A 23,582-nucleotide genomic window follows, 5' to 3' on the forward strand; every position below is an offset into this window, starting at 1 on the left:
GCCCAATCCGCCGTCATCGTCCCGCTGTGCGGGGATGTCCGACTGCACGCGCACCTGGGGGGGGTACATTTTCGCTCGCGCGCCGGATCATTTTATTTGATGAAAGCGGGGCCTGTATGAAACCTGCTCTGGGATTTTGGATCTTAACGTCCTTTTCAAAATTCCCGTCCTCATCATGGGTATTGATGCCACGAGACACCTCATGATGCAAGAATAATTTGGGATTTCATGGTATTTTTTGGGAAATGCCTTAGAAAGATAATCTCGATCTGATAGAGAGTGGAATATTGATACAACATATAGATATATATTAAATAATTTATCAATATATAGATTTCTCAAGCAGCGAGGTTTTCCCAAAGTCCAAATTGATTTTTGTATAGATTAGTGAGTTTCTTAAATACTTCGCAGCTTTTAGAGAATAATCTTGATAATTTCTTTAGACGAATCGGTATTTTTACGCATTCACCCACGATTTCCCAAAGCAATGCCTTGACCCAAACGAACCAGGCTCTGCCGGCAAACAACAGGCTTTATTTTGGTTAAAACACCTTAGGTTGATTAGGCCATACCGCCTTGGATAAGGCCCTTTGCAAGCTGCGCATAGGCTTTGGCAACAGCCCCTTCACCTAGGGCCACCGGGCGGCCATCATCGCCGGCAAGCCGTGTGGCAAGGTCTAGCGGTAAAGCTCCAAGAAACGGCAGGCCCCGATCTTTTGCTTCGGTCTCAACACCACCATGACCGAATATATCGCTAGTTTCACCACAATGAGGACATTGAAAGACCGACATATTTTCCACCAAACCCAAAATCGGTGTATTTAAAGTGTTGAACATATCCATCGCCTTGCGGGCATCCAGCAAGGCTACATCCTGCGGCGTAGACACAACAATTGCGCCTGTAAGCTGAGTTTTTTGACATAGGGTCAATTGCACATCCCCAGTGCCGGGTGGAAGATCCACCAATAAAATATCAAGCTCACCCCAGGCAACCTGTGATATCATCTGCTGCAGAGCTCCCATGAGCATAGGACCGCGCCAAACAACAGCCTTGTTTTCTTCAAGCATAAATCCAATCGACATCAACGTAACGCCATGGGCGTGCAGCGGAAGAATTGTTTTTCCATCAGGGCTCGCTGGACGTTTGTTTATACCCATCATCCGTGGCTGCGAAGGACCGTAAATATCTGCGTCCAAAAGCCCAACACGTCGGCCTTCGGCGGCTAGTGCTACAGCTAAATTGGAAGAGACAGTGGATTTTCCAACCCCTCCTTTGCCAGATGCAATCGCAATGATCCGGTCGACACCAGGCGGCTTCATCGGGCCAGACTGGGGCTTTGGATGCCCCCCTACCTTCAAAGAGGGCGGCGCTTTTGCGGGTTGGGCGGATGTGTGAGCCGTCAATACAATTGACACTCTTTCAACCCCATCCAAATTGGTCAATGCGGACTGAATTTGGGGCTGCAAAGGCTCAATAGCTTTGGCAAGTTCATTGTTTGGTACTTCAATAACAAATTGCACATGGCCGTTTTCAGTTTGCAGAGCGCGTATCATATCACGGGAAACGAGTGTGCCGCCGTCGGGAAGGTTAATCTGATTAAGCGTATTCATAATTCTGTCGCGCATTGCCACTTCCTTCCCAAATTAACCCGCCTTGAAATGAGAGATTTGCTCTGCATTTGCAATTCAAAAGTTGGCAATGCTGATAAAGCCTTAAACCATATTTTATCAGTCGGGTTCTGCCCAATTCGATACCCTATGAGACATTTAGACTTTAATAGTATTATTTTAAAGACCAAGCTTTAAGTCATTTCAAATAGTCTGGCAAAAAATTACACCTTTTCTCAATAAGCTAGCCAGAAAAAAATCGCAAAGAACCATGGAGCTATTTCCTTCAATTATCGGGATGCCCATGCAATTGCTGCATAGCGGCATTGCAAACATGATTATTGTGCATCTGCAGAAAAAGCATATCTTAGTGTTATCAGAGAGAGCGACAAATGCTCTCTTAGAAAAGGAAAATTAAAATGGCTTATGCATCACATTCCAACGCATTGTCTTCGGGTCTAGTCGCAAGATCTGCAGCTCTTATGTCAGCTGCATCAGACTATATGGATCGCCGTCGGGCCTATCGCTCGACCATTCGCGAACTGTCCCGCCTTAGCAACCACGAACTTGCAGATCTCGGTCTGAGCCGCTCAATGATCCGTTCGGTTGCATTGGAAGCAGCACAAAAAGGTTAAACGAGATTCGAAAGGCCCCTTCCTCCTCCCTGGGCTGGACGAAAATAGCAGCGGTGAAGGATCCTCCCCCTTCCCGCTGCTAATTTATTATGGGGTCTGCAAAAGCTCTAAAAGGGGATGTCATCGGCGCCCGTTACAAACCGAGACACAACTTTCTTTATACCTGCCTTTTCAAAGCTGATCTCAAGCTTATCGCCTTCAATACCGATCACTGTTCCATAGCCGAATTTTTGGTGAAAAACACGGTCGCCCTCTGTGTGCACTGAAATTGCAGTTGCGTTTATCGTGATCTGGTTTTGCTCTTTAGGCTGGCCAATCGGCCGCTGTGATGTGCGGGACTGCAACCGTTTCCATCCGGGCGAATTATATCCACTGGTCTCGGCTGCAGTTTTTTCTATGTCTGACTGCATTCCGGTTGCACCATATCCGCCACCATAAAGCCCCGGAGGCGTCAAAACCTCTATATGTTGCTCGGGCAATTCATCAATAAACCTTGATGGCATTGACGATTGCCACTGGCCAAACACCCGCCGGTTGCCTGCAAAAGATATGGTGCAGATTTGCTCAGAGCGGGTGATGCCAACATAGGCAAGCCGGCGCTCTTCTTCGAGACCTTTAAGACCGCTTTCATCCATACTGCGCTGCGACGGGAAAAGCCCATCTTCCCAGCCCGGCAAAAATACAACTGGAAATTCAAGCCCTTTGGCCGCATGCAATGTCATGATTGACACTTTTTCGCCGCCCTCTTCACTGTCATTGTCCATCACAAGGCTCACGTGCTCTAAAAATCCTTGAATATTTTCAAATTCCTCAAGCGCTTTGACCAGTTCCTTTAGGTTTTCAAGACGGCCCGGTGCTTCGGGGGTTTTATTGGCTTGCCACATTTCCGTGTAACCGGATTCATCAAGAATAACTTCCGCCAGCTCAACATGGTTCATAGCGGCATCACCAGTAAGCCGGGCCCAGCGCGCAATGCCATCCAAAAGCTGTGAAAGCTCTTTTGCACCCTTTCCGCTGATCTGCTGACTTTCAAGCAGCAGCCGCGCGCCTTCAATTAATGGAACCCCATTGCTGCGCGCCATGATTTGCATTTTTTGCTGGGCTTTATCCCCCAAACCCCGTTTGGGGGTATTGACGATGCGCTCAAAAGCAAGATCATCTTCTGGGCTGGTGACCACCCGGAAATAAGCCATCGCATCCCGAATTTCCATACGCTCGTAAAACCGCGGCCCACCGATCACCCGATAAGGCAGGCCGATGGTTAAAAAGCGATCTTCAAAAGCCCGCATCTGGTGGCTTGCACGCACCAAAATAGCCATGTCATCAAGCCCGAAACCCTTTAATCCGCGGGTGCCCCGCTGGGTTGCTTCAACCTCTTCGCCAATCCAGCGGGCTTCTTCTTCGCCATCCCAATGCCCGATCAGGCGCACCTTTTCGCCGTCTGGTAAATCTGTCCAAAGCTCTTTGCCAAGCCGGCCTTGATTGCCGGATATGACCCCGCTTGCAGCGGCCAGGATATGCGGTGTCGAGCGATAGTTTTGCTCAAGTCGGACAACTTTTGCGCCGGGAAAGTCCTTTTCAAAACGCAGGATATTACCAACCTCTGCACCGCGCCAGCCATAGATGGACTGGTCATCATCCCCAACGCAGCAGATATTTTTATGCCCGCCAGCAAGCAGTCTTAGCCACATGTACTGCGCCACATTGGTGTCTTGGTATTCGTCAACCAGAATATATTTGAACCAGCGCTGATATTGCGCAAGAACATCCGAGTGGTTTTGAAAAATAGTGACCATCAACAAAAGCAGATCGCCAAAATCTACAGCATTCAGGTCCCGAAGGCGGTTTTGATACTGTGCATAAATTTCAGTGCCACGATTGTTATAAGCACCGGCTTCTGCGCTTGGCACTTTCTCTGGCATCCAGGCACGGTTTTTCCAATTATCAATAATTCCAGCAAGCTGCCGCGCCGGCCAGCGCTTTTCATCAATGTTTGCCGCAGAAACCAGCTGTTTTAATAGCCGTAATTGATCATCTGTGTCCAAAATTGTGAAATTGCTTTTCAGACCAACCAGTTCTGCATGGCGGCGCAACAGTTTGACACAAATCGAATGAAAGGTTCCCATCCAAGGCAGACCCTCAACCGCCTGCCCCAACAAATCCCCAACCCTCGTTTTCATCTCGCGCGCGGCTTTGTTGGTAAAGGTTACGGATAGGATTTCATTGGGCCGCGCCTTGCCGGTATTAAGCAGGTGGACAACGCGGCACGTCAGCGCCTTGGTTTTTCCAGTTCCTGCGCCGGCCAGCATTAGAACGGGACCCTCTAAGGTTTCGACCGCCTCACGTTGGGCTGGATTTAGCTGATCCAGATAGGGTTGAGGGCGCGCAGCCATCGCACGCGCCGACAGGGATGCGCCTTCAAATGCGTCCATTTCATCAAAACTGCTCATGAGGGCAAACTAGCGCGGAGAATAATGAATGAAAAGAGATGTTCAGCATATGTTCTAATTTTTTTATCCTGTTGCCTCGCTAAAAAAAGACGATTGCGGTGAATTCAGCTGTTGCTGTTGGTGATTTAAAGCTGATGGTCAGATAAAAGTTCCTGCCCTGCTAACTGTCTAAAGCTCTGGACAAATATCAATGAACTGGGGCAAATGTTCACATGACACTCGAGTACAGATATCCGGCTGTTGAATTTTTAAAACCCAAGGCACGTCGGCGCCTTCCGCATTTCGTTTGGGAATATCTGGACAGTGGAACCGGCGCTGAGGTTACGCACAAACGCAATAGGACGATCTTTGAAGACATCAAAATGATGCCTTCAATCCTGCATGGCCCAATTGAGTCAGATACACGCAAAACCCTGTTGGGCAAGACCTATGATCTACCTTTTGGGGTGGCGCCTGTTGGGATGTCCGGGCTGGTTTGGCCCAACGCCGAAAGTTTACTGGCAAAAAATGCTCATGAGGCCAACATACCCTATTGCCTATCAACAGTGGCCTGCCAGACGCCCGAGCAGGTTGGACCAAAAGCCAAGGGCAATGGGTGGTTTCAACTTTATCCGCCGCGCGATCCAGACATTCGCCGTGATATGCTCCGCCGCGTGAAACAAGCAGGTTTTGAAACTTTGGTTTTGACCGTCGACTTGCCAGAAGCCAGCCGACGCGAGCGTCAAGCCAGAGGCGGCATCACGCATCCGCCGGTTTTGACGGCAAGGTTACTGGCGCAAATTGCCCGTCGCCCGGCTTGGGCCATGGCAACTGCCCTTCATGGGCGGCCAGAAATGCCTTTTGTCAGCCAATATGGCGATGCAAGTCGCGGGCTGCCGATCACCGAACATATCGGCTATCAGCTGCGCACCTCCCCGGATATGGAATATGTGAACTGGCTTCGTGATCATTGGCAGGGGCCATTGGTTCTCAAAGGGATCATGAACCACAAAGATGTACAGCGCCTTGAGGCCAGCGGCGTTGATGCTCTTTGGGTGTCAAACCATGCGGGCCGCCAATTTGATGGTGCTCTGACCAGTTTGGAAGTGCTGCCGGACATTCGCCGTGCAACTAAATTGCCGATCATTTTCGACAGCGGTGTCGAGCGCGGAATGGACATATTACGAGCGCTTGCTTTGGGGGCAGATTTTGTCATGCTTGGGTCAGCATGGCACTTCGCGCTAGGCGCTTTAGGGCGCCAAGGCCCCGCACACCTGACCTCCATTCTTCAAAAAGACCTGATTGCAAATATGGGCCAACTTGGTCTGGTTGATCTTGACGATTGCGCTCGTTGCCTGTGTTCAAAAATTACTTAAATCGGCCCTGTTCCGCACATTGATTCCAGAACTGTTCTAAATGTTCATTTTTTTAACATTTTGAGCACTAATTTTGTTACAATTCACATTGACACCTTAATTTCTGCAATGCAGCATCCCAGCGGGGCTAGGGCATCTGACCTAGTGCAGCGAAAATCAAGCTAAAAAGGACTAAAGGATGCCCGAATTTCAGAAAATTCTGATTGCCAACCGTGGAGAAATTGCCATTCGCGTCATGCGTGCCGCAAATGAAATGGGAAAGAAAACCGTCGCGGTCTTTGCTGAAGAAGACAAGCTCAGCCTGCATCGGTTCAAAGCAGATGAAGCTTACCGCATTGGCAAAGGCATGGGTCCAGTGGCCGCCTATCTGTCGATTGATGAAATTATCCGCGTGGCGCGGGAATGCGGCGCCGATGCCATCCACCCTGGCTATGGGCTTTTGTCCGAAAATCCAGATTTTGTAGAAGCCTGCGCAGCCCATGATATCACTTTTATCGGCCCCAAAGCCGAAACCATGCGGGCACTTGGTGATAAAGCTTCTGCCCGACAGGTTGCAATAGCAGCGGGGGTCCCTGTGATCCCGGCCACCGATGTGCTTGGCGATGATATGGACCTCATCCGAAAACAGGCCGCGGATGTTGGATACCCGCTGATGCTAAAGGCGTCTTGGGGCGGTGGTGGCCGCGGGATGCGGCCAATCCTTGGACCGGATGAGCTTAAAGAAAAAGTTCTTGAAGGGCGCCGCGAGGCAGAAGCCGCTTTTGGCAATGGGGAAGGCTATCTTGAAAAGATGATCACCCGTGCCCGCCATGTCGAGGTTCAGATATTGGGCGATAAACACGGTGATATCTATCATTTATGGGAGCGCGACTGCTCGGTTCAGCGGCGTAACCAAAAAGTTGTCGAACGTGCGCCTGCCCCTTATCTAAGCGAGGCACAACGCGCCGAGCTTTGTGAACTGGGCCGCAAAATCTGCGCTCATGTCAATTATGAATGTGCCGGCACTGTTGAATTCCTGATGGATTTGGACAGTGAGGAATTTTACTTCATTGAAGTGAACCCGCGAGTGCAGGTGGAGCATACGGTAACTGAAGAAGTCACTGGAATTGATATTGTTCAGTCGCAAATTCTAATCGCAGAAGGCAAACCCTTGGCCGAGGCAACCGGCAAAGCGGCCCAGAGTGAAATCAAGCTGAACGGCCATGCGCTGCAAACCCGTATCACCACTGAAGATCCTCAAAATAATTTTATCCCAGATTACGGCCGCATCACGGCTTACCGCAGCGCCACCGGCATGGGCATAAGATTGGATGGCGGCACAGCCTATTCAGGCGGTGTGATCACCCGCTATTACGACTCGCTGTTGGTAAAAGTCACCGCTTGGGCCCCCACCCCCGAAAAAGCCATCGCCCGTATGGACCGCGCCCTGCGTGAGTTTCGTATCCGCGGGGTCAGTACCAATATTGCCTTTGTCGAAAACCTGCTGAAACATCCGACTTTTCTAAGCAATCAGTACACCACCAAATTTATCGACGATACAAGCGACCTGTTTAAATTTAAAAAACGCCGGGATCGCGGCACCAAAGTTCTTACCTATATTGCGGATATTTCGGTCAATAAGCATCCCGAAACCACCGGCCGGCCAGCGCCAGATGCTGACCTTAAAGCGTCAGTGCCCCCTCAGCAATCACCAGATGTTCCTGACGGTGTGCGTCAGTTGCTTGAAGCCAAAGGCGCTCAAGGCGTAGCAGACTGGATGCTTGAGCAAAAGAAATTGCTGATCACCGACACCACAATGCGCGATGGGCATCAGTCCCTTCTTGCCACGCGGATGCGGTCGATTGACATGATCAATGCAGCGCCAGCCTATGCGGCCAATTTGCCGGATTTATTCAGCGTCGAATGCTGGGGCGGTGCGACATTTGATGTTGCCTATCGGTTTTTACAAGAGTGCCCATGGCAACGCTTGCGCGATATACGAACCCATATGCCCAACCTGATGACCCAGATGCTGCTGCGTGCCAGCAACGGGGTTGGCTATACAAACTATCCTGACAATGTGGTGCAAAGCTTTGTAGCCGAGGCGGCAAAGGGCATTGATGTGTTCCGCGTCTTTGACAGCCTCAACTGGGTTGAAAATATGCGCATTGCGATGGACGCGGTCATTGAGTCCGGAAAGATATGCGAGGCAAGCATTTGCTACACTGGCGATATCCTGAACCCTGCTCGGTCAAAATATGATCTGCAATACTATGTTACCATGGCCCAAGAGCTTAAAGCTGCAGGCGCACATGTTCTTGGGTTAAAAGATATGGCAGGCCTGCTCAAACCAGCGGCTGCTCGGGTTTTGGTAAAAGCTTTGAAAGAAGAAGTGGGCCTTCCCGTCCACTTCCACACGCATGACACATCAGGTCTTGCCGGCGCGACTATCTTGGCGGCAAGCGACGCGGGGGTTGATGCGGTTGATGTGGCGATGGACGCTTTTTCCGGCGGCACCTCGCAACCCTGCTTGGGATCTGTGGTTGAGGCGCTGCGCAACACTGACCGCGACACAGGTTTAAATATCGCATCCCTGCGCGAAATGAGCGATTATTGGGAGCAGGTGCGCGCACAATATGTGGCTTTTGAAAGCGGATTAGCAGCCCCTGCATCCGAGGTCTATCTGCATGAAATGCCGGGCGGTCAGTTTACCAATTTAAAAGCCCAAGCAAGGTCACTGGGGCTTGAGGATAAATGGCCCGAGGTGGCGCGGACCTATGCCGATGTCAACCAGATGTTCGGCGATATTGTCAAAGTAACACCCTCGTCAAAAGTGGTCGGAGACATGGCTCTAATGATGGTATCACAAGGGTTAAGCCGCGATCAGGTCGAATCCCCCGACACCGATGTGGCCTTTCCCGATAGCGTTGTAGACATGATGCGCGGAAACCTAGGTCAGCCTCCGGGTGGATTTCCGGCAAAAATCATCGACAAAGTTCTAAAGGGTGAACAGCCCTCTGTCGAACGGCCAGGGGCGCATTTGCCGCCCATTGATCTTGCGCAAACTAAGGCGGATCTAGAAAAAGAGCTTGAGGGCAAGATTGTCGATAGTGAAGATTTGAACAGCTATCTGATGTATCCTAAGGTCTTTTTGGACTATATGGGGCGCCACCGCACCTATGGCCCGGTGCGCGCTCTGCCCACAAAGACCTTCTTTTACGGCATGCAACCGGGCGAGGAAATCACAGCCGAAATTGATCCCGGAAAAATTCTTGAGATTCGCCTGCAGGCTATTGGGAAAACCGATGAAAACGGCGAGGTCAAAGTTTTCTTTGAACTCAATGGTCAGCCGCGCGTCATCCGCGTTCCCGATCGTTTGATCAAATCCCAAACCGCCGCGCGGCCAAAAGCCGAATTGGGTAATCCAAATCATATTGGTGCCCCGATGCCCGGAGTGGTCGCTTCGGTTGCGGTTTCTGTTGGCCAAAAAGTCAACGAGGGCGATCTGCTGCTCACCATAGAAGCGATGAAAATGGAAACCGGCATTCACGCCGAGCGCAGCGCAACGATCAAATCGGTGCATGCGCAGTCTGGCGGGCAAATCGATGCCAAGGACCTTTTGATCGAGTTGGAATAAGCCAAAATCAACGAATTCAATGCCCAATCCGACGCTTTGTTCATCTTGGGCAATTCCTTCTGTAGGCGAGGCATTGAAAAAAATAGCAATTCGGCGTTTTTCCTCTTGCAGGTTGCGCCGGTTGTTTATATCTCTCGCTCACCCAAGGACGCGGGCGTAGCTCAGGGGTAGAGCGTTACCTTGCCAAGGTAAATGTCGTGAGTTCGAATCTCATCGCCCGCTCCAAATTTTCTGTAAATATCAATAACTTGCAGAAACGCTTCCTAATGCATTGGTGCATCAAACTAAATGTTTCCTCAATGTTTCCTGAGCCGAGTCGCAAAAATCAAAATGTTTCCTGAAATGTTTCCTGAGAAATTTCTAAGCTGTTGATATGAATGAAAATTCACTTTTTAAGCATATTATGCGCCTGCTCACGCGTTTCTTGATTGCGGCGCGTCCAGCCTTTGCAACTCAACTACAGGCTCTGCATTACCTTCATATGCGTATAATTTCTAATTTCTATGTCATATAACTCAAGCAAGCTCTCTAAAATCGGCAGAAAATGACTGGCTTCCTTCCAATGATGATTAAGGCCCTCTTCAGTTTCATAAATTTCAAAGAGGTGAAAAATTGTTCTGCCAGTCGGCCGTGGCCTTTTGCCATCAACGATTTCAGCAATTCCCTCCCCCTCCCACTCGGGACTGCTAGAAATGGAATAGTGCAGCAGTTTTCGAGGGCCATCTGTTTCACGTTTAGCCTTCATAAATTCCATATGACCTTCAAAAAACTCGGTTAATGCAGCAACTGCAGCGGCATCTCTCGCAATATATAGAACACTTACTGAAGCCGTTCCGTCCAATTCACTGACCATCGCCGTTTCGACCTTATCCACTGTTAGCCTAACAATAACGAACCGCGATTATAACACAACTACCCAATAAGCCCCTTCGCCTGCTCACGCATCTCTTGATTGCGGCGCGTCCAGCCTTTGCCGAATGTCTTAAAGTGTGACAGCCCCTCATAAAACTTCTGGCGGCTGTCGTGCAACTTATCAACCAGCTCACCAGGTTCATGATTCATAACAGCTTGCAGGCACATTTACCTTTCTCATTTGCGCATCAGGTAAATCGGGTAATTTTGTCCGGTTTCCTGATGTTTCCTGAGCTATAGTCAAATATGAATATGGTAGATGTCATCAAGGGTTAAAAGGTTTCCTAAAACCGCATATAACCCTTTGTTTTATTGGTTAAACATGTACCTGATACATATTTGACTAAATGTCAGATATGATTAACAAGAGAATTGCCAAGGTAAATGTCGTGAGTTCGAACTTCATCGCCCGCTCCAAAAATCGCCATATAAGCTTTAGAGAATAGTGAAGGTCGTAATACCGTCCTCCTTCGAGGCTACTATTGTCACCACCAAGGGCTTAGCCAAAGCTGGGAATATAGATTTCGAAACTTGATGTGTTTCAGCTGATTGCCTAGTTTTAAACTTAGTAACTTGTAAATCAGAGTATTCTTTATGCGTAACATTTTCATAACTGCAGTGTTTCTAGCCTTTGCTGTTCCTATCTCAGCACAGGATTTTAATAGGGGCGTTGATGCTTATAGGTCAGGTGATTATGTCACCGCCATGAACGAGTGGCGGCCTTTAGCCGAGCAAGGCAACATGATTGCCCAATACGCTCTGGGTGTGATGTATGATTTGGGTGAAGGTGTCGCTAAAGACTCTAAGGAAGCCATTAAATGGTACAGCCTAGCTGCCGAACAAGGGTATGCTTTGGCGCAATACAATCTGGGTATTATATACGAAATAGGCGAAGGTGTTTCGCAAGATTCCAAGGAAGCTATTAAATGGTACAGGCAAGCTGCTGCACAAGATTATGCTTTAGCCCAGTACGCTTTGGGTGTGATGTACGATTTGGGTGAAGGCATTACTCAAAACTCCAAAGAGGCTGTTAACTGGTACAGGCGATCCGCTGATCAAGGGTATGCTTTAGCCCAATACGCACTGGGTGTGATCTATGAAAAAGGCGAAGGCATCACTCAAGACTATAAGCAAGCCGTTCAGTGGTACAGGCAAGCTGCTGAACAGAGGTATGCTATAGCCCAATACGCCCTTGGGGTGATGTACGAGAATGGCGTAGGCGTTCTACAAGACAACGTGACAGCTCATATGTGGTACAATCTAAGCGCTGCTAATGGGAATGACTTGGGCGGCAAAAATAGAAATGAAGTCGCTAAAAAGATGAGCTCAGAAGATATCTTTAAAGCCAAAGCCATGGCTAGGAAATGTATGAGTAGCGATTACAAAAACTGTGGGGAGTGAATTGAAATTGCGCCATATTTTACCAAATGAATCTTATTTCTGGTTCCCTTACGTAAGCGAGGTAGAAACGGCCAAAGCCGTTGTAGCTGGCCAGAAAATCTTGGCGAAATATATCTTTGTTTAAAGCCAAAAAAACCAGCTTAATAAACTTATTTTAGGTATATCTTTTTGCTAAGTATAGTGTAATTCTAAAACCCGATGCAAAAAATGTATGGTTTCACGAAAGAAGGTGAGAACAAGTAATGCGGCTGACAGGTTTTTCTGATCTATCATTCAGGGTTCTATTGTTCACGGCGACCAAACAAGACAAATTGGTAACGATAGATGAAATGAACGAATTCTACTCTGTCTCACGTGGCCATTTGATGAAAGTCGTGAATGCACTAACCAGGTCTGGATATCTTGAATCAATTCGGGGCAGATCGGGCGGCTTGCGTTTGGCTCGGCCTCCTGAAGATATCAATCTTGCAGCCGTGCTTAGAGAAACCGAGGCAGATTTCAGTCTGGTTGAATGCATGCGGGCTGGAAACACCTGTAAACTGTCGCCGATGTGCCGACTAAAGTCTCCATTAAATGAAGCGATGACCGCGTTTATGGAAACCTTAGGCAAATATACATTGGAGGATATTATCCTTCAAGAGTATGCTTTTGCACCTTAAATGAAACATTTTTTTGCCGATCGGATTGAGTTAGAGCGGATCATGTACTTGGCATCGGAAATCAAGATTTCAGCGATCGAAACAACACACAAAGCTCAGCCGTAAAGCAGTTTACTTTATAAAAATCCTATAAAGTGAAATAAAATTAACGCCCGAGCCGCTAAAAGTTGCTCTCGCCCACTGGCTTGAGACCATGCAAAGCACATAGAATCCATGGAGCATCGACATGGCTGAGCTGACCAATGTTCGGAAGATCTCAAGATGGGGAAGCGAAAATTTGATATGCTTAGTCAGGCAAGAAAAGCTTCGCAAAGAAAACCACCGCCAGCCAAATATGCCAATATCCGCTGGCCGGCACAGACGTCCCTTATCCCTAAGAGCCTCGCCTCATAGCAACTTGATAGCACCTAAAACCTGACCCATCTTCGCTCCTGTCATCGAGCCAAAGTTGACATAAAGCTCAAGGCTGCCCATTACATATATTTTATTTATATCTTTTTAAAAAATATGTGATATATATCCATTTTATAGCCAAGGAATCGGAGAACTCAATTATGTCAAAAGGAATAGAAAAGGGATTAGACCGTCGTGATTTTCTAAAGGCCGGCACCCTAGCATCTTCAGCGGCTGCATTTGGCGCTTTTGCAACGGCAGGCAATCAAGCTGTCGCAGGAAGTACATTTGCGTCCGGAGAGGCAAAGCTAATCAACGCGCAACTTAGCGAAGCAGAAATTGCGGCACTTCCGCGCGTTAAGCAGGAACTAGTAGCGCCGCCACAGGCACCGAAATTTGATCAGATCGACCTGGGTGGCCCAAAGGTTGTTGAAGTTACAATGACAATAAAAGAATTACGCTGGGAGGTTGATGATACCGGTGCTGAAACCTGGGCTTTGACCTTTGATGGGTCAGTGCCAGGCCCTCTGATCGTCTGTCACGAAGGCGACTATGTCGAACTGACACTGATCAATCCAGAAGAAAATTTTATGGAACACAACATCGACTTTCATGCATCCACAGGCGCATTGGGCGGCGCTGGACTTACTCATGTTCTGCCAGGTGAGCAGACAACGCTGCGATGGAAAGCAGTAAAATCGGGTGTTTTTGTGTATCACTGCGCTCCTGGTGGCCAGATGATCCCATATCATGTGGTTCATGGCATGAACGGCGCGGTTATGGTTCTGCCACGCGAGGGCTTAACCGATAAAGACGGCAATCAGCTTCCATTTGATGATATATTCTACGTCGGCGAGCAGGACTTCTACATACCAAAAGACGAAAATGGAGACTGGAAAGTTTACGACAGCCCCGGCGAGAACTTTGGTGATGTTCTCCCACTTATGCGAACACTGACGCCAACCCATGTGGTGTTCAACGGCAAGGTGGGCGCAATCACTGGCGAAAGCGCTCTGAAGTCAGAGGTTGGGCGAACAGCACTTTTCATACATGCTCAATCAAACCGGGATTCGCGCCCCCATTTAATTGGTGGCCACGGAGATTATGTCTGGGAAACCGGATCATTTGCGGACGACCCGGCAACAGGTCTTGAAACCTGGTTTATCCGCGGCGGATCTGCCGGTGCGGCACTTTACACCTTTAGACAGCCCGGTGTGTACGTCTACCTAAATCACAATTTGATCGAGGCCGTTGAATTAGGAGCAGCAAGTCATGTTGTTGTTAAAGGCGAATGGGATGACGATCTGATGATACAATTGGATAAGCCCGGACCGATCAAAGTTTAATCTGGTTCGCTCGGGGTAAAGAGATTGAGATTATTAGTATTCATGGCATGCAGCAGCATCACAGCTGTTGTCACTTTCGCGGCAGGCCAGATTTTATCATATCTGCCTGTTCCCCCGAGCAACGCTCTCACGTCCGCTGGTGACAGTGCAATGAGTGCCCTTTCAATTGACGAAGTTACGGTTGAGATCCCAGATTACACCGGTGGTCGCAAGAAAATTGTTGTGGCCAAACATGAGGTCACATTTGCCGAATGGCAGAAATGTGTCGATACCGGTGTCTGCAGGCATCATCCAAAACGCCGCAAGTATGTCGACGACACTCACCCCGTCACTGGAGTCAGCTGGCGCGATGTGCAACATTATATTGATTGGATATCAAGTAAAACTGGCAAAACATACCGGTTGCCGCTGGAAAATGAATGGCGGGAGCTGGCTGTTAATGTGCTTGATAAGGAGGTCGAAAAGCTCTTTGATGATCCTCGTTTGTCGTGGGCAACCGACTACGCGAATTTTGGAAAACGCACCGTTAGAAAGACACGTCCGGTTGGTCATTTTGGCATAGAAGACAACGGCATTGCGGATATTGCCGGAAATGTATGGGAATGGACCGATAGTTGCTGGCGCACTTCCACGGCTGCGGGAAAAGGCGAAACCAGTAAGAATTGCGGGGGCGTGCGCGTTCTGGCAGGGGTGCATATGACTTACCAGTCCGAACTGATCCGCTTTGTGCCAACAGGCGGATGTTCAATTGGTTTTCCGCCAGCGAATATCGGTTTTCGTCTGGTCCGCGATATCGAACCTTCTCTCTAAGCCGTTAAACCGCAAAGCTCAGATAATTTTAGGTCGCCCGGATAAAAAAAGAACAAGAAACTCAATTTACATTCATAGGATTTAAAATGAAACAAATACTCATGACAGCAATCACAATTCTTGCAATCAGCACCACTGTTTATGCAGATGAAAATCTCAAAAAAGGGGAAAGATTTTTCAAGAAATGCAAAGCTTGTCATTCAATCGAAGAAGGCAAAAAGAAGCTAGGACCTTCTCTGTTTGGCATTTTCGGTCGGGAAGCAGGAGCAGTGGAGGGATTTAGGTACTCCAAGCCGATGGCAGCAGCAGATTTTGTATGGAATGAAGAAACCCTGAACAATTTTTTGAAAAATCCGAAGAAGTACATGAAGGGTACGAAAATGTCGTTTCCTGGCATCAAGAAAGAAGCCGATATGGCCAACTTGTTGGCCTATCTCAAGACCTTGTAGAAAAGGTGCTTTTCATGGCGTGGCCAGCACCCCAAACACGCATAAATACAAGGACCGTTATACTGTGCCTGACTGTGATTGCAGCCCTTGGGTTTGCTGTCGGATGGCTCACAACCAACCGAACCACACTTGCTCCTCAGCACATATCCTCTTTAGGCATTAGTGTTGATACCGAAAAGCTCAAACAGGTTGTTTTGCAATCACATCTGGGGCGAGATACCACTTGGGGCAGTTTCTCTGGCAGTCCCAAAGTTGTGTTTTTTGGCTACACTTTTTGTCCGGATATCTGCCCAATGGGTCTTTCGAATGTCACCGATGCTGTTGATATTCTTGAGCAGCAGGGTTTAAAGCTCAACCCGATCTTTATAACAGTTGATCCAAAGCGTGACACGCCTGATGTCCTAAAAGATTATGTCACTTCTTTTGATGGCCGTATAGTGGGTCTGACCGGCAAAGAAGACATGATAAAGGCACTGGCATCAGCCTTTATGGCTTTCTATGAGGTCAACACAGATACCAAGGATGACGAGTATTACCTAATTGATCACACCAGCTTTATATATCTGGTTGGGAGCAACGGTGAAGTTCTGGGGTATTATCCAGAAACTAAAAGTCCACAAGATCTAGCGAACGCCATACTCGCTGACTTTCGATAACACCAACAGAATTGGATGTGATCGCTCCATATATTTCGGACTATTAAATACTACATCAGTAAAGGCAAAATTTAGAAGTCGGGCGATTTCAGATTATAACCCATAATCCTTCAAGGCTTTTGACATCATTTCATTCACCGCAGCATCCCGATACGGAAAGGCCTTGAGGAAGTGTTCTTTTCGCGCATCTGGCCGTTTATGTTTTGTGGTGGCAGCCCAGTAGCGTGCTTTTTTATGATTGCCATTGAGCGCGTGGGCGATCACCGCAATCATGGTGATCAAAAAATGTGCATTAGGCGATTGCGCGCCCTTTTCACCCCAAAATGCGGCGGTTTCATAGTCTTTTGCATTAATGTAATGCAGCGCTCGGCACGCCAGCATGGCGTAGCCGAGTGGATCGAACGGGCTTAGCCGCAGGGCAATATCAACATTTTCAAAGCTCGTTTTTGACGGCACTAGAAAAATTTCACCCAAACTTTTTAAATAATGTCCTTGTGACGTGTTTGGATTGAGCGCAATAGTGCGGCCGAGCCAGTCTAAACTTTGCTCAACATTGCCTTCAAGCCAGTATGTTCGCCCCATCACCAGATTGGCAAACGGATCCATTGCGTCCAATTCAAGACTGCGCTCAGCAGATTTACGGGCTCTTTCAGCAGCTCCTGTGACATCATCACTATGGCCTAGAAGGGCCTCTTGAAAACTGGTGAACGACAAACCTGCATGGGCGCGTGCAAACCGCGTATCTTGGGCTATTGCCTGCTCAAAATAATCTTGGGCCTTTGCATTATCGTATTTGGTAAACCGGTACATATGCTGCAATCCAAGATGATACAGCGACCAAGCGTCCATATTTTCAGACAGATTAACGCTGGCAATTTGGGCCTCGTTTAGGGGGATATGCACTTCTAGGGATGAAACCACTTGCGAAATAATCTGCTCGCGTAACTCGTGCAGAGTATCAAGTTTAACAACAAAGCGGTCGCTCCAGATCACCGCGTGACTTTGCTTATCAGACAGCTCGACCGTGATGATCAAGGACTGGCCATTTAACTCAACCGTGCCAAACAACAAATATCGAACACCCAGCACATTGCCGATCTGACTTAGATCCGATGTGGGTCCACGAAACCGAAAAGTCGACCCACGCGCAATCACCAACAGCCACCGCAACCGCGATAAGGCCTGTATTAAATCATGCGGCAAAGCTTCTGCCAGTATTGCTGTCTGGTCTTCTGCTCCCAAGGCGCGAAATGGCAAAACGGCCACTGAAGGTCGCTGCCCAAGGCCGCCACCTGTCAGATTTTTGCCAGCCTTTGATGGTATTTTCTGCGCCGCTCGAGGCACGGCTTTGGGCGGCTCTAATGGCTCTACTGACGGCTGAATTTGCACATCAGCTACAAACCGAAACCCGCGCCCATGCACCGTGCGCAGAAATTGCTGCTTCTGCCCGTCGTCGCCGAGCGCGCGCCGAACGGATTTGACCGCGGTTGAAAGCACTGCGTCTGAAACCGCCCTACCCTCCCAAATATGGGTAATAATTTCATCCCGCGATAGCATACGGTGTTGATTTTCAAGCAAAAAGCAAAGCAATTTATAGGCCTTTGGCTCAATTGAAATTTCGCTCTTATCCGACCGTAATACGCCACTTTCTATATCTAAATTAAACCCGTCAAACGTGTATATCATAGCTCATTAATAACGAAAATTCACAAATACTCCAGAAAATCCTCACACTTCTTTCAAGCTTGGGTAGAATTTTAACGGTATGAAAAATCAGGCACCAAAGCCGCCGCCATAGTCAATCTCAATTTATTTTTCTCAGCTATGGCGTGAATTTAAATGGAGTATTGATATGACACCGTGGTCTGCGAAAATTGATGAATATCTTTCCTGCAATTGCGCCTATGGTTGCCCCTGCCAGTTTAGCGCACCGCCCACCTACGGAAGCTGTGAAGCGGTTGCCGGATTTCTTATCACCGAAGGCCATTATGGCAAAACAGACCTCGCTGGCGTGAAAATGGCCGCGGTCTTTCAATGGCCAGGCGCTATTCATGAAGGTGGCGGATCCATCGAAGCCATTGTCGATGAAACGGCAACTGACGTCCAACGCGACGCCGTACTTAAAATCATGACCGGTCAGGACACCGAACCGATGGCAACGATGTTTGCTGTCTATACCGCGATGAGCACAACGATCCATGAGCCGCATTTTGCACCGATTGATTTTGCCATCAATGTAGAAGAAAGAACCGCCCGCTTAAATGTTCCGGGCCTGATCGAAAGCCACGGCGAGCCGATCCGCAATGTGGTGACAGGCGAGCCGCATCGCGCGCGCATTGATCTGCCTGCAGGCTTTGAATACGAACTTGCGGAAATGGGGTCAGGCACCAGCCGATCATTTGGCGCCATCAAGCTCGACCTGAAAGACAGTCACGGCCATATGGCCAAGTTGCATCTGAGCAATGCGGGCCCCGTACGCCATGCCAGCTAACCAGAAATAAGGAACTTTTTATGTTTATCGAAGCGATCCGCCACGATCGAATTCTGGTGGCCTTTGCCCTAATAGGAGTGGCGGCAGTTTCCTGGCTGTATCTGCTCGCCGGCGCGGGCATGGATATGCAGCCCATGCAGCACTGCGCAATGACCATGCATCCCCAAATCCCCGATTGGAACATCAGTTATATGTTGGTCATGTTTGCCATGTGGTGGGTGATGATGATTGCCATGATGCTGCCGAGCGCTGCGCCGATGATTTTGGTTTTTGCAGCTGCCAATACGAAAGCCGCGACGTCCCGATCTGCCGCAGTCCCAACATCTATCTTTGCGGCAGGTTACCTTTTGGTCTGGGGCGGCTTTTCCATGCTGGCTACTTTACTGCAATGGGGACTAAGCAGCGCGCGTTTGCTTGACCCAATGATGCAAACAAACAGTAATCTTTTGGCTGCAGGTCTTTTGATTTCCGCCGGCGCCTATCAGTTTAGCCCCTTGAAATCTGCCTGCCTGCGCCATTGCCGCGGACCAGTGCAGTTTATCAGCCAGTATTGGCAATCCGGACGGATCGGAGCCCTTAAAATGGGGTTTTTACACGGAACCTTCTGTCTTGGGTGCTGTTGGTTTTTGATGGCATTGCTGTTTTACGGCGGGGTGATGAACCTGCTCTGGATTGGCGGTCTTGCGCTTTATGTTTTGGTCGAAAAGCTGGCCCCACGCGGCGATATCCTTGGCAAAATAACCGGAGCTGGCCTTTTTATCTGGGGTCTTTCACTGCTCTGGCCGCTCATAAGTAATGCTATTTAAAATCTAAAAAAGGAAAGGAGGTTTTTCGATTTCCGAATGTCGAGACATCAATAAAAAAGGGTATAACCTTGAAAATTTTTCAATCATCTAAACTAAAATGGAGATATTTTTATGAAACTCATTCAGATACTTAGCGTAGCAGTCGCTTTGGGGGTTTGTGCTGTAACTGGCGCCGGCGCAGATGCACACAAGCCGGAACATCCCATCCTAACCCCACTCGAGCCAGAAGCGATGGAGGGAAAGTATACGGAGCTGTTAGCTTATGAAGACCAGTTTCAAAAGAACACTGGATTTGACATGAAAACCTATCAGTTGATCAGCCTTGCAGCGGCAGCCGGCATGAAATGCGAATACTGTATCCTGTATCATACTGCGGTTGCCAAAAAGGCAGGTGCCACTGATGAAGAAATCAAATCCGTGGCCATGATGTCGGGTTTGATCGCGATCAACAGCACCATGTTATATGCCAATCAATTCGATATTGAGCTGTTAAGAAAAGCGATGTCCCAATAAGCGGTGCGCAACTGAGGCGCAGCAGGCTGTTATGCCTCAGACCAGACCACAATTAAACAAATTGAGAAAACTGTTTATCAGAAGCCTTTGCCCAAACCGTTAAGCGTGTTTTTCAAACGGGGTGAAACCGGCGTTTGATACCCCGTTTCCCAGTTTTTGGGTTTGGTGTTGGTTTTGATATAGGGCATGGCAAAATAAAACCCTGCAGCAAAGCCTGCAATGATAACAATCGCTATTATACCCTGCTTCATTTACATGTAACCGATCACTGAGTTGCATCAGGCGATAACCTCAATTTAACCTGTTGCAAAGCCAAAAGCCAAGTGGCGTTTTGTCATCGTCGGGTTAGCCGCTATTTAATCAACATAGCGCTGCGTCCAATCCAACCCAGCCAAAGTTGTGGTCAAGTGCTGCCTTTACATCCTACCCAGCCCCTTTATCCCAATTTATCAAAAAAATCCAAAGCCGCGCGGACATTGGCTGAGAACCGCAGCAAGAAAGACCTTTTGGAAAACAAAGCTGCGCAGCTTTCACCGCGCAGCTTTTACTCATAGAAATGCGTTATCCCCAACGCGATTACATTTGGCAATCTTTGGCATAAGGATCGCCATGATCATCAAGAACTTTGGCGATGATTTTATTTGTGAATATATCGCCTTCCTGAACCACTTCGCGGATATACACGTCATGGATCGGATGATTGTTAGAACCAAACTTGAAATCACCCCGTACCGACGTAAAGTCGGCCGCTTTTAGCGCCGCACGGAATGCATCCATATCGCTTATGCTGGCGCTGTCCATTGCGCTCAGCAACAGGTTGGCCGTGTCAAAGCCTTGGCTAGCATAGAGAGAAGGCAATCTGCCATACTCAGCTTCAAAACTGCTGACAAATGCCTGATTTGTCGGGGTATCGATGTCTTTGTTCCATTGGGATGTGTTGCGGACGCCCAGCGCAGCAGCGCCCACCGCTTGCAAGATACCCTGATCAAAACTAAACGCCGGCCCGATAAGCGGTATATCAACGCCGCTGCCCGAATATTGTTTCAAGAATGAAATTCCCATGCCGCCGGGCAAGAAGAAATAAACTGCATCTGCGCCACTGGCACGAATTTGAGCAATCTCAGCCGCGTAATCGGTTTGTCCAAGCTTGGTATAAATCTCGGCCGCCACATCGCCCTCAAAAAGGGCTTTGAACCCATTTAAAGCATCCGTACCAGCGGGATAATTCGGCGCCATTATGAATACATTTTTATACCCTGCTGAGGTTGCATAGGCCCCGCCCCCATTGTGAAGGCTGTCATTTTGCCACGCCACATTAAAGTAATTGGGATGGCACCCGCGCCCCGCCAGCGGCGATGGTCCCGCATTGGGAGAAAGATAGATTTTTCCCTGCGCTGTGGCCGCAGGCACAACAGCCATCGCCAAGTTGGACCAAATGATGCCGGTCATCACATCGACCTTTTCAGACTGGATCATTTTATCGGCCAACTGCACTGCAATATCAGGTTTTCTCTGGTCATCCTCAATAACGACTTCAATATTGTCAGCACCAGATTGTTTAATCGCCAGCATAAAGCCGTCACGCACATCAATCCCAAGCCCAGCTCCACCACCCGACAATGTTGTGATCATGCCAACTTTTAGACCATCTCCATGGCTTCCCGCCACAGCCGGATTGACCGCAAGCGCCAGCGCCGCAAGGCTTGCACCGGTTGCGGCCCATTTTAATACATTCATGTCTCTCTCCCTGATTTACTTTTATTTTTGTAACTTTGAAATCGTAGAGGCGAATTGTACAAGTGCAAGCCCCAAATCGCCCAGGGGACGATTGAAGGCTTCATTAAGACCGTTAAAGGGCCTACTAGGCATTAAAATGCTTTGAATGTCAGGGTTGTTAAAGACCGTTCAATATCTGGGATATCCAAGAGGTTATCATTAACAAACTTGCCCACGTCGTTATCTTCATCCACATAAAGCTTTAGCAGCAGATCATAATTTCCGCTGGTTGAATACAGCTCAGAGTGTAATTCGCGCAACACTATTTCATTGGCCACCTCATATGTAGTGCCAGGCTTGCAACGCAATTGTATAAAGACGCAGGTGCTCATTAGATCCTCAGCTTTCATCCATATCATGCCTGTTATGCCCTGCCAAATCACGCCTGACAAGCGGCCTGCGCACGCGGGGACTTGGCGAGCGCAGTTTGGCGCTCTATAAGGGCGGCGAAACACAGCGATGGATGACACAGATGCGCACAGCCCAGCTCGACCGCAGCACCTCGGAAACCAAAATCAGTGTGACGCTGAATTTGGATGGAACCGGCGTTTATGACAACCAGACCGGCATCGGTTTTTTTGATCATATGCTTGACCAACTGTCACGCCACTCGCTGATTGATATGACCATTCGCGCAGAAGGCGACACACATATTGATGATCACCACACCGTTGAAGATACCGGCATTGCAATCGGCAAGGCACTCGTTGCGGCTTTGGGCGATAAAAAAGGCATCACACGGTACGGCAGCTGCAATTTGCCGATGGATGATGCCCAAATCGCCTGCGCGCTAGATTTGTCTGCGCGCCCATATCTGATATGGAATGTTGACTTTCCCAGCGCGAAAATTGGCGGTTTTGACAGTGAATTGGTGCGTGAGTTTTTTCAGGCTCTCAGTACCCATGGCGGCATAACGCTACATATTGATCAAGTTCACGGGATCAACAGCCACCACATTGCGGAAGCAACATTTAAAGCCGTCGCACGGGCCTTACGGATGGCGGTTGCACCCGATGCGCGTTTGGACGGGGCCCTGCCCTCGACCAAAGGCGCGCTTTAGCCCGTCATGCAAACAGCCATTATCGATTACGAAAGCGGTAATCTGCATTCCGCTCGCAAAGCGTTTGAGCGGATCGCCGCAGAAACCAATACAGGTTCGGTGACTGTCACAAGCGACCCTGATGTGGTGGCGCGCGCAGACCGTATTGTTTTGCCCGGCGACGGGGCTTTTCCGGCCTGCCGCGATGCCTTGCTGGCCTCTGATGTCTATGCGGCAATGAACGAAGCGGTTGTGGTGCGCGGTCGGCCCTTTTTAGGGATTTGCGTCGGTATGCAGCTTATGGCGCAGGACGGCGCGGAGTACCGCACTACCCCAGGTCTGGGATGGGTGCACGGATCGGTCCAGCGCATCGCGCCAAAGGACGCAACTTTCAAAATCCCACATATGGGGTGGAATAATCTAGTAATTGAGGCCCCTCACCCACTGCTTGACGGGGTCAAAACCGGTGATCACGCCTATTTCGTACATTCCTACCAGATGGAAATGGCAACGCCAGACCAGCGGCTTGCGCATGTTGATTATGGCGGTGAGATCACTGCAATTGTCGGGCATGGCACCATGGTTGGCACCCAGTTCCACCCCGAAAAAAGCGCAGCGACTGGTCTAAAAATAATTGCCAATTTCCTGCGTTGGCACCCCTAGGAAC

At 48.9% G+C, this 23,582-nt stretch carries 22 protein-coding genes and 1 tRNA gene; 15 read left to right on the forward strand and 8 right to left on the reverse strand.

Annotation, left to right across the window (positions count from 1 at the left end):
• Positions 1-561 precede the first annotated feature (561 nt).
• On the reverse strand, positions 562-1,626 hold the full coding sequence (locus tag GN278_12480; GenBank protein XAT61496.1) for a P-loop NTPase: 1,065 nt from the start codon (positions 1,624-1,626) through the stop codon (positions 562-564).
• Positions 1,627-2,027: 401 nt separating this feature from the next.
• Here GN278_12480 and GN278_12485 point away from each other — a divergent pair, with 401 nt between their 5' ends.
• Complete coding sequence (locus GN278_12485) at positions 2,028-2,243, forward strand: DUF1127 domain-containing protein (protein ID XAT61497.1); 216 nt, start codon at positions 2,028-2,030, stop codon at positions 2,241-2,243.
• A gap of 107 nt (positions 2,244-2,350) precedes the next feature.
• Here GN278_12485 and GN278_12490 read toward each other — a convergent pair whose 3' ends face one another.
• Positions 2,351-4,693, reverse strand: coding sequence for an AAA family ATPase (locus GN278_12490; GenBank protein XAT61498.1), 2,343 nt, complete (start codon positions 4,691-4,693; stop codon positions 2,351-2,353).
• Positions 4,694-4,905: 212 nt separating this feature from the next.
• Between GN278_12490 and GN278_12495 the strand changes: the two genes are divergently transcribed.
• The 3 genes from GN278_12495 to GN278_12505 all read left to right on the forward strand — a co-directional run bounded on the left by GN278_12495 (position 4,906) and on the right by GN278_12505 (position 9,889).
• Positions 4,906-6,048 carry an alpha-hydroxy-acid oxidizing protein gene (locus tag GN278_12495; protein XAT61499.1) on the forward strand — a complete coding sequence of 381 codons (1,143 nt, stop codon included), beginning with the start codon at positions 4,906-4,908 and terminating at the stop codon, positions 6,046-6,048.
• A gap of 178 nt (positions 6,049-6,226) precedes the next feature.
• On the forward strand, positions 6,227-9,664 hold the full coding sequence (locus GN278_12500; protein XAT61500.1) for a pyruvate carboxylase: 3,438 nt from the start codon (positions 6,227-6,229) through the stop codon (positions 9,662-9,664).
• Positions 9,665-9,814: 150 nt separating this feature from the next.
• Positions 9,815-9,889 (forward strand) — tRNA-Gly (locus tag GN278_12505).
• Between the two features lie 232 nt (positions 9,890-10,121).
• On the opposite strand, the gene GN278_12510 is transcribed toward GN278_12505, so the two are convergent.
• Both GN278_12510 and GN278_12515 read right to left on the reverse strand, forming a co-directional pair.
• Positions 10,122-10,538 (reverse strand): hypothetical protein, encoded by a 417-nt coding sequence (locus GN278_12510; protein ID XAT61501.1) that lies wholly within the window; start codon positions 10,536-10,538, stop codon positions 10,122-10,124.
• Between the two features lie 38 nt (positions 10,539-10,576).
• Positions 10,577-10,744, reverse strand: coding sequence for a hypothetical protein (locus tag GN278_12515; protein XAT61502.1), 168 nt, complete (start codon positions 10,742-10,744; stop codon positions 10,577-10,579).
• Positions 10,745-11,170: 426 nt separating this feature from the next.
• Between GN278_12515 and GN278_12520 the strand changes: the two genes are divergently transcribed.
• The 6 genes from GN278_12520 to GN278_12545 all read left to right on the forward strand — a co-directional run bounded on the left by GN278_12520 (position 11,171) and on the right by GN278_12545 (position 16,290).
• A complete protein-coding gene (locus GN278_12520) occupies positions 11,171-11,977 on the forward strand; it encodes a sel1 repeat family protein (GenBank protein ID XAT61503.1) in 807 nt (268 codons plus the stop codon).
• A 242-nt stretch (positions 11,978-12,219) separates the two neighbouring features.
• Complete coding sequence (locus tag GN278_12525) at positions 12,220-12,636, forward strand: Rrf2 family transcriptional regulator (GenBank protein XAT61504.1); 417 nt, start codon at positions 12,220-12,222, stop codon at positions 12,634-12,636.
• Positions 12,637-13,190: 554 nt separating this feature from the next.
• A complete protein-coding gene (gene nirK, locus GN278_12530) occupies positions 13,191-14,375 on the forward strand; it encodes a nitrite reductase, copper-containing (GenBank protein XAT61505.1) in 1,185 nt (394 codons plus the stop codon).
• A gap of 24 nt (positions 14,376-14,399) precedes the next feature.
• Positions 14,400-15,185: an SUMF1/EgtB/PvdO family nonheme iron enzyme gene (locus tag GN278_12535; protein ID XAT61506.1), complete on the forward strand. Its 786-nt coding sequence runs from the start codon at positions 14,400-14,402 to the stop codon at positions 15,183-15,185.
• An 86-nt stretch (positions 15,186-15,271) separates the two neighbouring features.
• Entirely contained in the window at positions 15,272-15,634 is a 363-nt protein-coding gene (locus GN278_12540) for a c-type cytochrome (GenBank protein ID XAT61507.1), read from the forward strand.
• Between the two features lie 14 nt (positions 15,635-15,648).
• The gene (locus GN278_12545) at positions 15,649-16,290 is read left to right on the forward strand and encodes a hypothetical protein (GenBank protein XAT61508.1); all 642 of its coding nucleotides are present in this window, start codon (positions 15,649-15,651) and stop codon (positions 16,288-16,290) included.
• A gap of 93 nt (positions 16,291-16,383) precedes the next feature.
• Here GN278_12545 and GN278_12550 read toward each other — a convergent pair whose 3' ends face one another.
• Positions 16,384-17,976 (reverse strand): transcriptional regulator, encoded by a 1,593-nt coding sequence (locus GN278_12550; GenBank protein XAT61509.1) that lies wholly within the window; start codon positions 17,974-17,976, stop codon positions 16,384-16,386.
• Between the two features lie 166 nt (positions 17,977-18,142).
• On the opposite strand from GN278_12550, the gene GN278_12555 reads away from it, so the two are divergent.
• The 3 genes from GN278_12555 to GN278_12565 all read left to right on the forward strand — a co-directional run bounded on the left by GN278_12555 (position 18,143) and on the right by GN278_12565 (position 20,100).
• Positions 18,143-18,781 (forward strand): DUF1326 domain-containing protein, encoded by a 639-nt coding sequence (locus GN278_12555; protein XAT61510.1) that lies wholly within the window; start codon positions 18,143-18,145, stop codon positions 18,779-18,781.
• A gap of 20 nt (positions 18,782-18,801) precedes the next feature.
• Complete coding sequence (locus GN278_12560; GenBank protein ID XAT61511.1) at positions 18,802-19,587, forward strand: DUF2182 domain-containing protein; 786 nt, start codon at positions 18,802-18,804, stop codon at positions 19,585-19,587.
• 111 nt (positions 19,588-19,698) lie between these two features.
• Entirely contained in the window at positions 19,699-20,100 is a 402-nt protein-coding gene (locus GN278_12565; protein XAT61512.1) for a hypothetical protein, read from the forward strand.
• 77 nt (positions 20,101-20,177) lie between these two features.
• Here the strand turns inward: GN278_12565 and GN278_12570 are convergent, their stop codons facing one another.
• The 3 genes from GN278_12570 to GN278_12580 form a co-directional block, all read right to left on the reverse strand.
• Positions 20,178-20,351, reverse strand: a complete 174-nt coding sequence (locus GN278_12570; protein ID XAT61513.1) for a hypothetical protein — start codon at positions 20,349-20,351, stop codon at positions 20,178-20,180.
• A 325-nt stretch (positions 20,352-20,676) separates the two neighbouring features.
• On the reverse strand, positions 20,677-21,837 hold the full coding sequence (locus tag GN278_12575) for an ABC transporter substrate-binding protein (GenBank protein ID XAT61514.1): 1,161 nt from the start codon (positions 21,835-21,837) through the stop codon (positions 20,677-20,679).
• A 131-nt stretch (positions 21,838-21,968) separates the two neighbouring features.
• Entirely contained in the window at positions 21,969-22,208 is a 240-nt protein-coding gene (locus GN278_12580; protein ID XAT62656.1) for an Lrp/AsnC family transcriptional regulator, read from the reverse strand.
• A gap of 140 nt (positions 22,209-22,348) precedes the next feature.
• Between GN278_12580 and hisB the strand changes: the two genes are divergently transcribed.
• Positions 22,349-22,936 (forward strand): imidazoleglycerol-phosphate dehydratase HisB, encoded by a 588-nt coding sequence (gene hisB / locus GN278_12585; GenBank protein XAT62657.1) that lies wholly within the window; start codon positions 22,349-22,351, stop codon positions 22,934-22,936.
• Positions 22,937-22,942: 6 nt separating this feature from the next.
• Positions 22,943-23,578 (forward strand): imidazole glycerol phosphate synthase subunit HisH, encoded by a 636-nt coding sequence (hisH, locus tag GN278_12590; GenBank protein ID XAT61515.1) that lies wholly within the window; start codon positions 22,943-22,945, stop codon positions 23,576-23,578.
• The last annotated feature ends 4 nt before the right edge of the window (positions 23,579-23,582 follow it).

This window comes from Rhodobacteraceae bacterium Araon29, from assembly GCA_039640505.1.
In the GTDB taxonomy this organism is placed as follows: domain Bacteria; phylum Pseudomonadota; class Alphaproteobacteria; order Rhodobacterales; family Rhodobacteraceae; genus CABZJG01.

Coding starts and splice junctions, on each gene's coding strand:
- GN278_12500 (XAT61500.1), top strand. CDS start 6,227: ATGCCCGAATTTCAGAAAATTCTGATTGCCAACCGTGGAGAAATTGCC.
- GN278_12560 (XAT61511.1), top strand. CDS start 18,802: ATGTTTATCGAAGCGATCCGCCACGATCGAATTCTGGTGGCCTTTGCC.
- GN278_12575 (XAT61514.1), bottom strand. CDS start 21,837: ATGAATGTATTAAAATGGGCCGCAACCGGTGCAAGCCTTGCGGCGCTG.
- GN278_12490 (XAT61498.1), bottom strand. CDS start 4,693: ATGAGCAGTTTTGATGAAATGGACGCATTTGAAGGCGCATCCCTGTCG.
- GN278_12525 (XAT61504.1), top strand. CDS start 12,220: ATGCGGCTGACAGGTTTTTCTGATCTATCATTCAGGGTTCTATTGTTC.
- GN278_12550 (XAT61509.1), bottom strand. CDS start 17,976: ATGATATACACGTTTGACGGGTTTAATTTAGATATAGAAAGTGGCGTA.
- GN278_12580 (XAT62656.1), bottom strand. CDS start 22,208: ATGAGCACCTGCGTCTTTATACAATTGCGTTGCAAGCCTGGCACTACA.
- hisB (XAT62657.1), top strand. CDS start 22,349: ATGCGCACAGCCCAGCTCGACCGCAGCACCTCGGAAACCAAAATCAGT.
- hisH (XAT61515.1), top strand. CDS start 22,943: ATGCAAACAGCCATTATCGATTACGAAAGCGGTAATCTGCATTCCGCT.
- GN278_12545 (XAT61508.1), top strand. CDS start 15,649: ATGGCGTGGCCAGCACCCCAAACACGCATAAATACAAGGACCGTTATA.
- GN278_12480 (XAT61496.1), bottom strand. CDS start 1,626: ATGCGCGACAGAATTATGAATACGCTTAATCAGATTAACCTTCCCGAC.
- GN278_12555 (XAT61510.1), top strand. CDS start 18,143: ATGACACCGTGGTCTGCGAAAATTGATGAATATCTTTCCTGCAATTGC.
- GN278_12565 (XAT61512.1), top strand. CDS start 19,699: ATGAAACTCATTCAGATACTTAGCGTAGCAGTCGCTTTGGGGGTTTGT.
- nirK (XAT61505.1), top strand. CDS start 13,191: ATGTCAAAAGGAATAGAAAAGGGATTAGACCGTCGTGATTTTCTAAAG.
- GN278_12485 (XAT61497.1), top strand. CDS start 2,028: ATGGCTTATGCATCACATTCCAACGCATTGTCTTCGGGTCTAGTCGCA.
- GN278_12515 (XAT61502.1), bottom strand. CDS start 10,744: ATGTGCCTGCAAGCTGTTATGAATCATGAACCTGGTGAGCTGGTTGAT.
- GN278_12520 (XAT61503.1), top strand. CDS start 11,171: ATGCGTAACATTTTCATAACTGCAGTGTTTCTAGCCTTTGCTGTTCCT.
- GN278_12495 (XAT61499.1), top strand. CDS start 4,906: ATGACACTCGAGTACAGATATCCGGCTGTTGAATTTTTAAAACCCAAG.
- GN278_12540 (XAT61507.1), top strand. CDS start 15,272: ATGAAACAAATACTCATGACAGCAATCACAATTCTTGCAATCAGCACC.
- GN278_12570 (XAT61513.1), bottom strand. CDS start 20,351: ATGAAGCAGGGTATAATAGCGATTGTTATCATTGCAGGCTTTGCTGCA.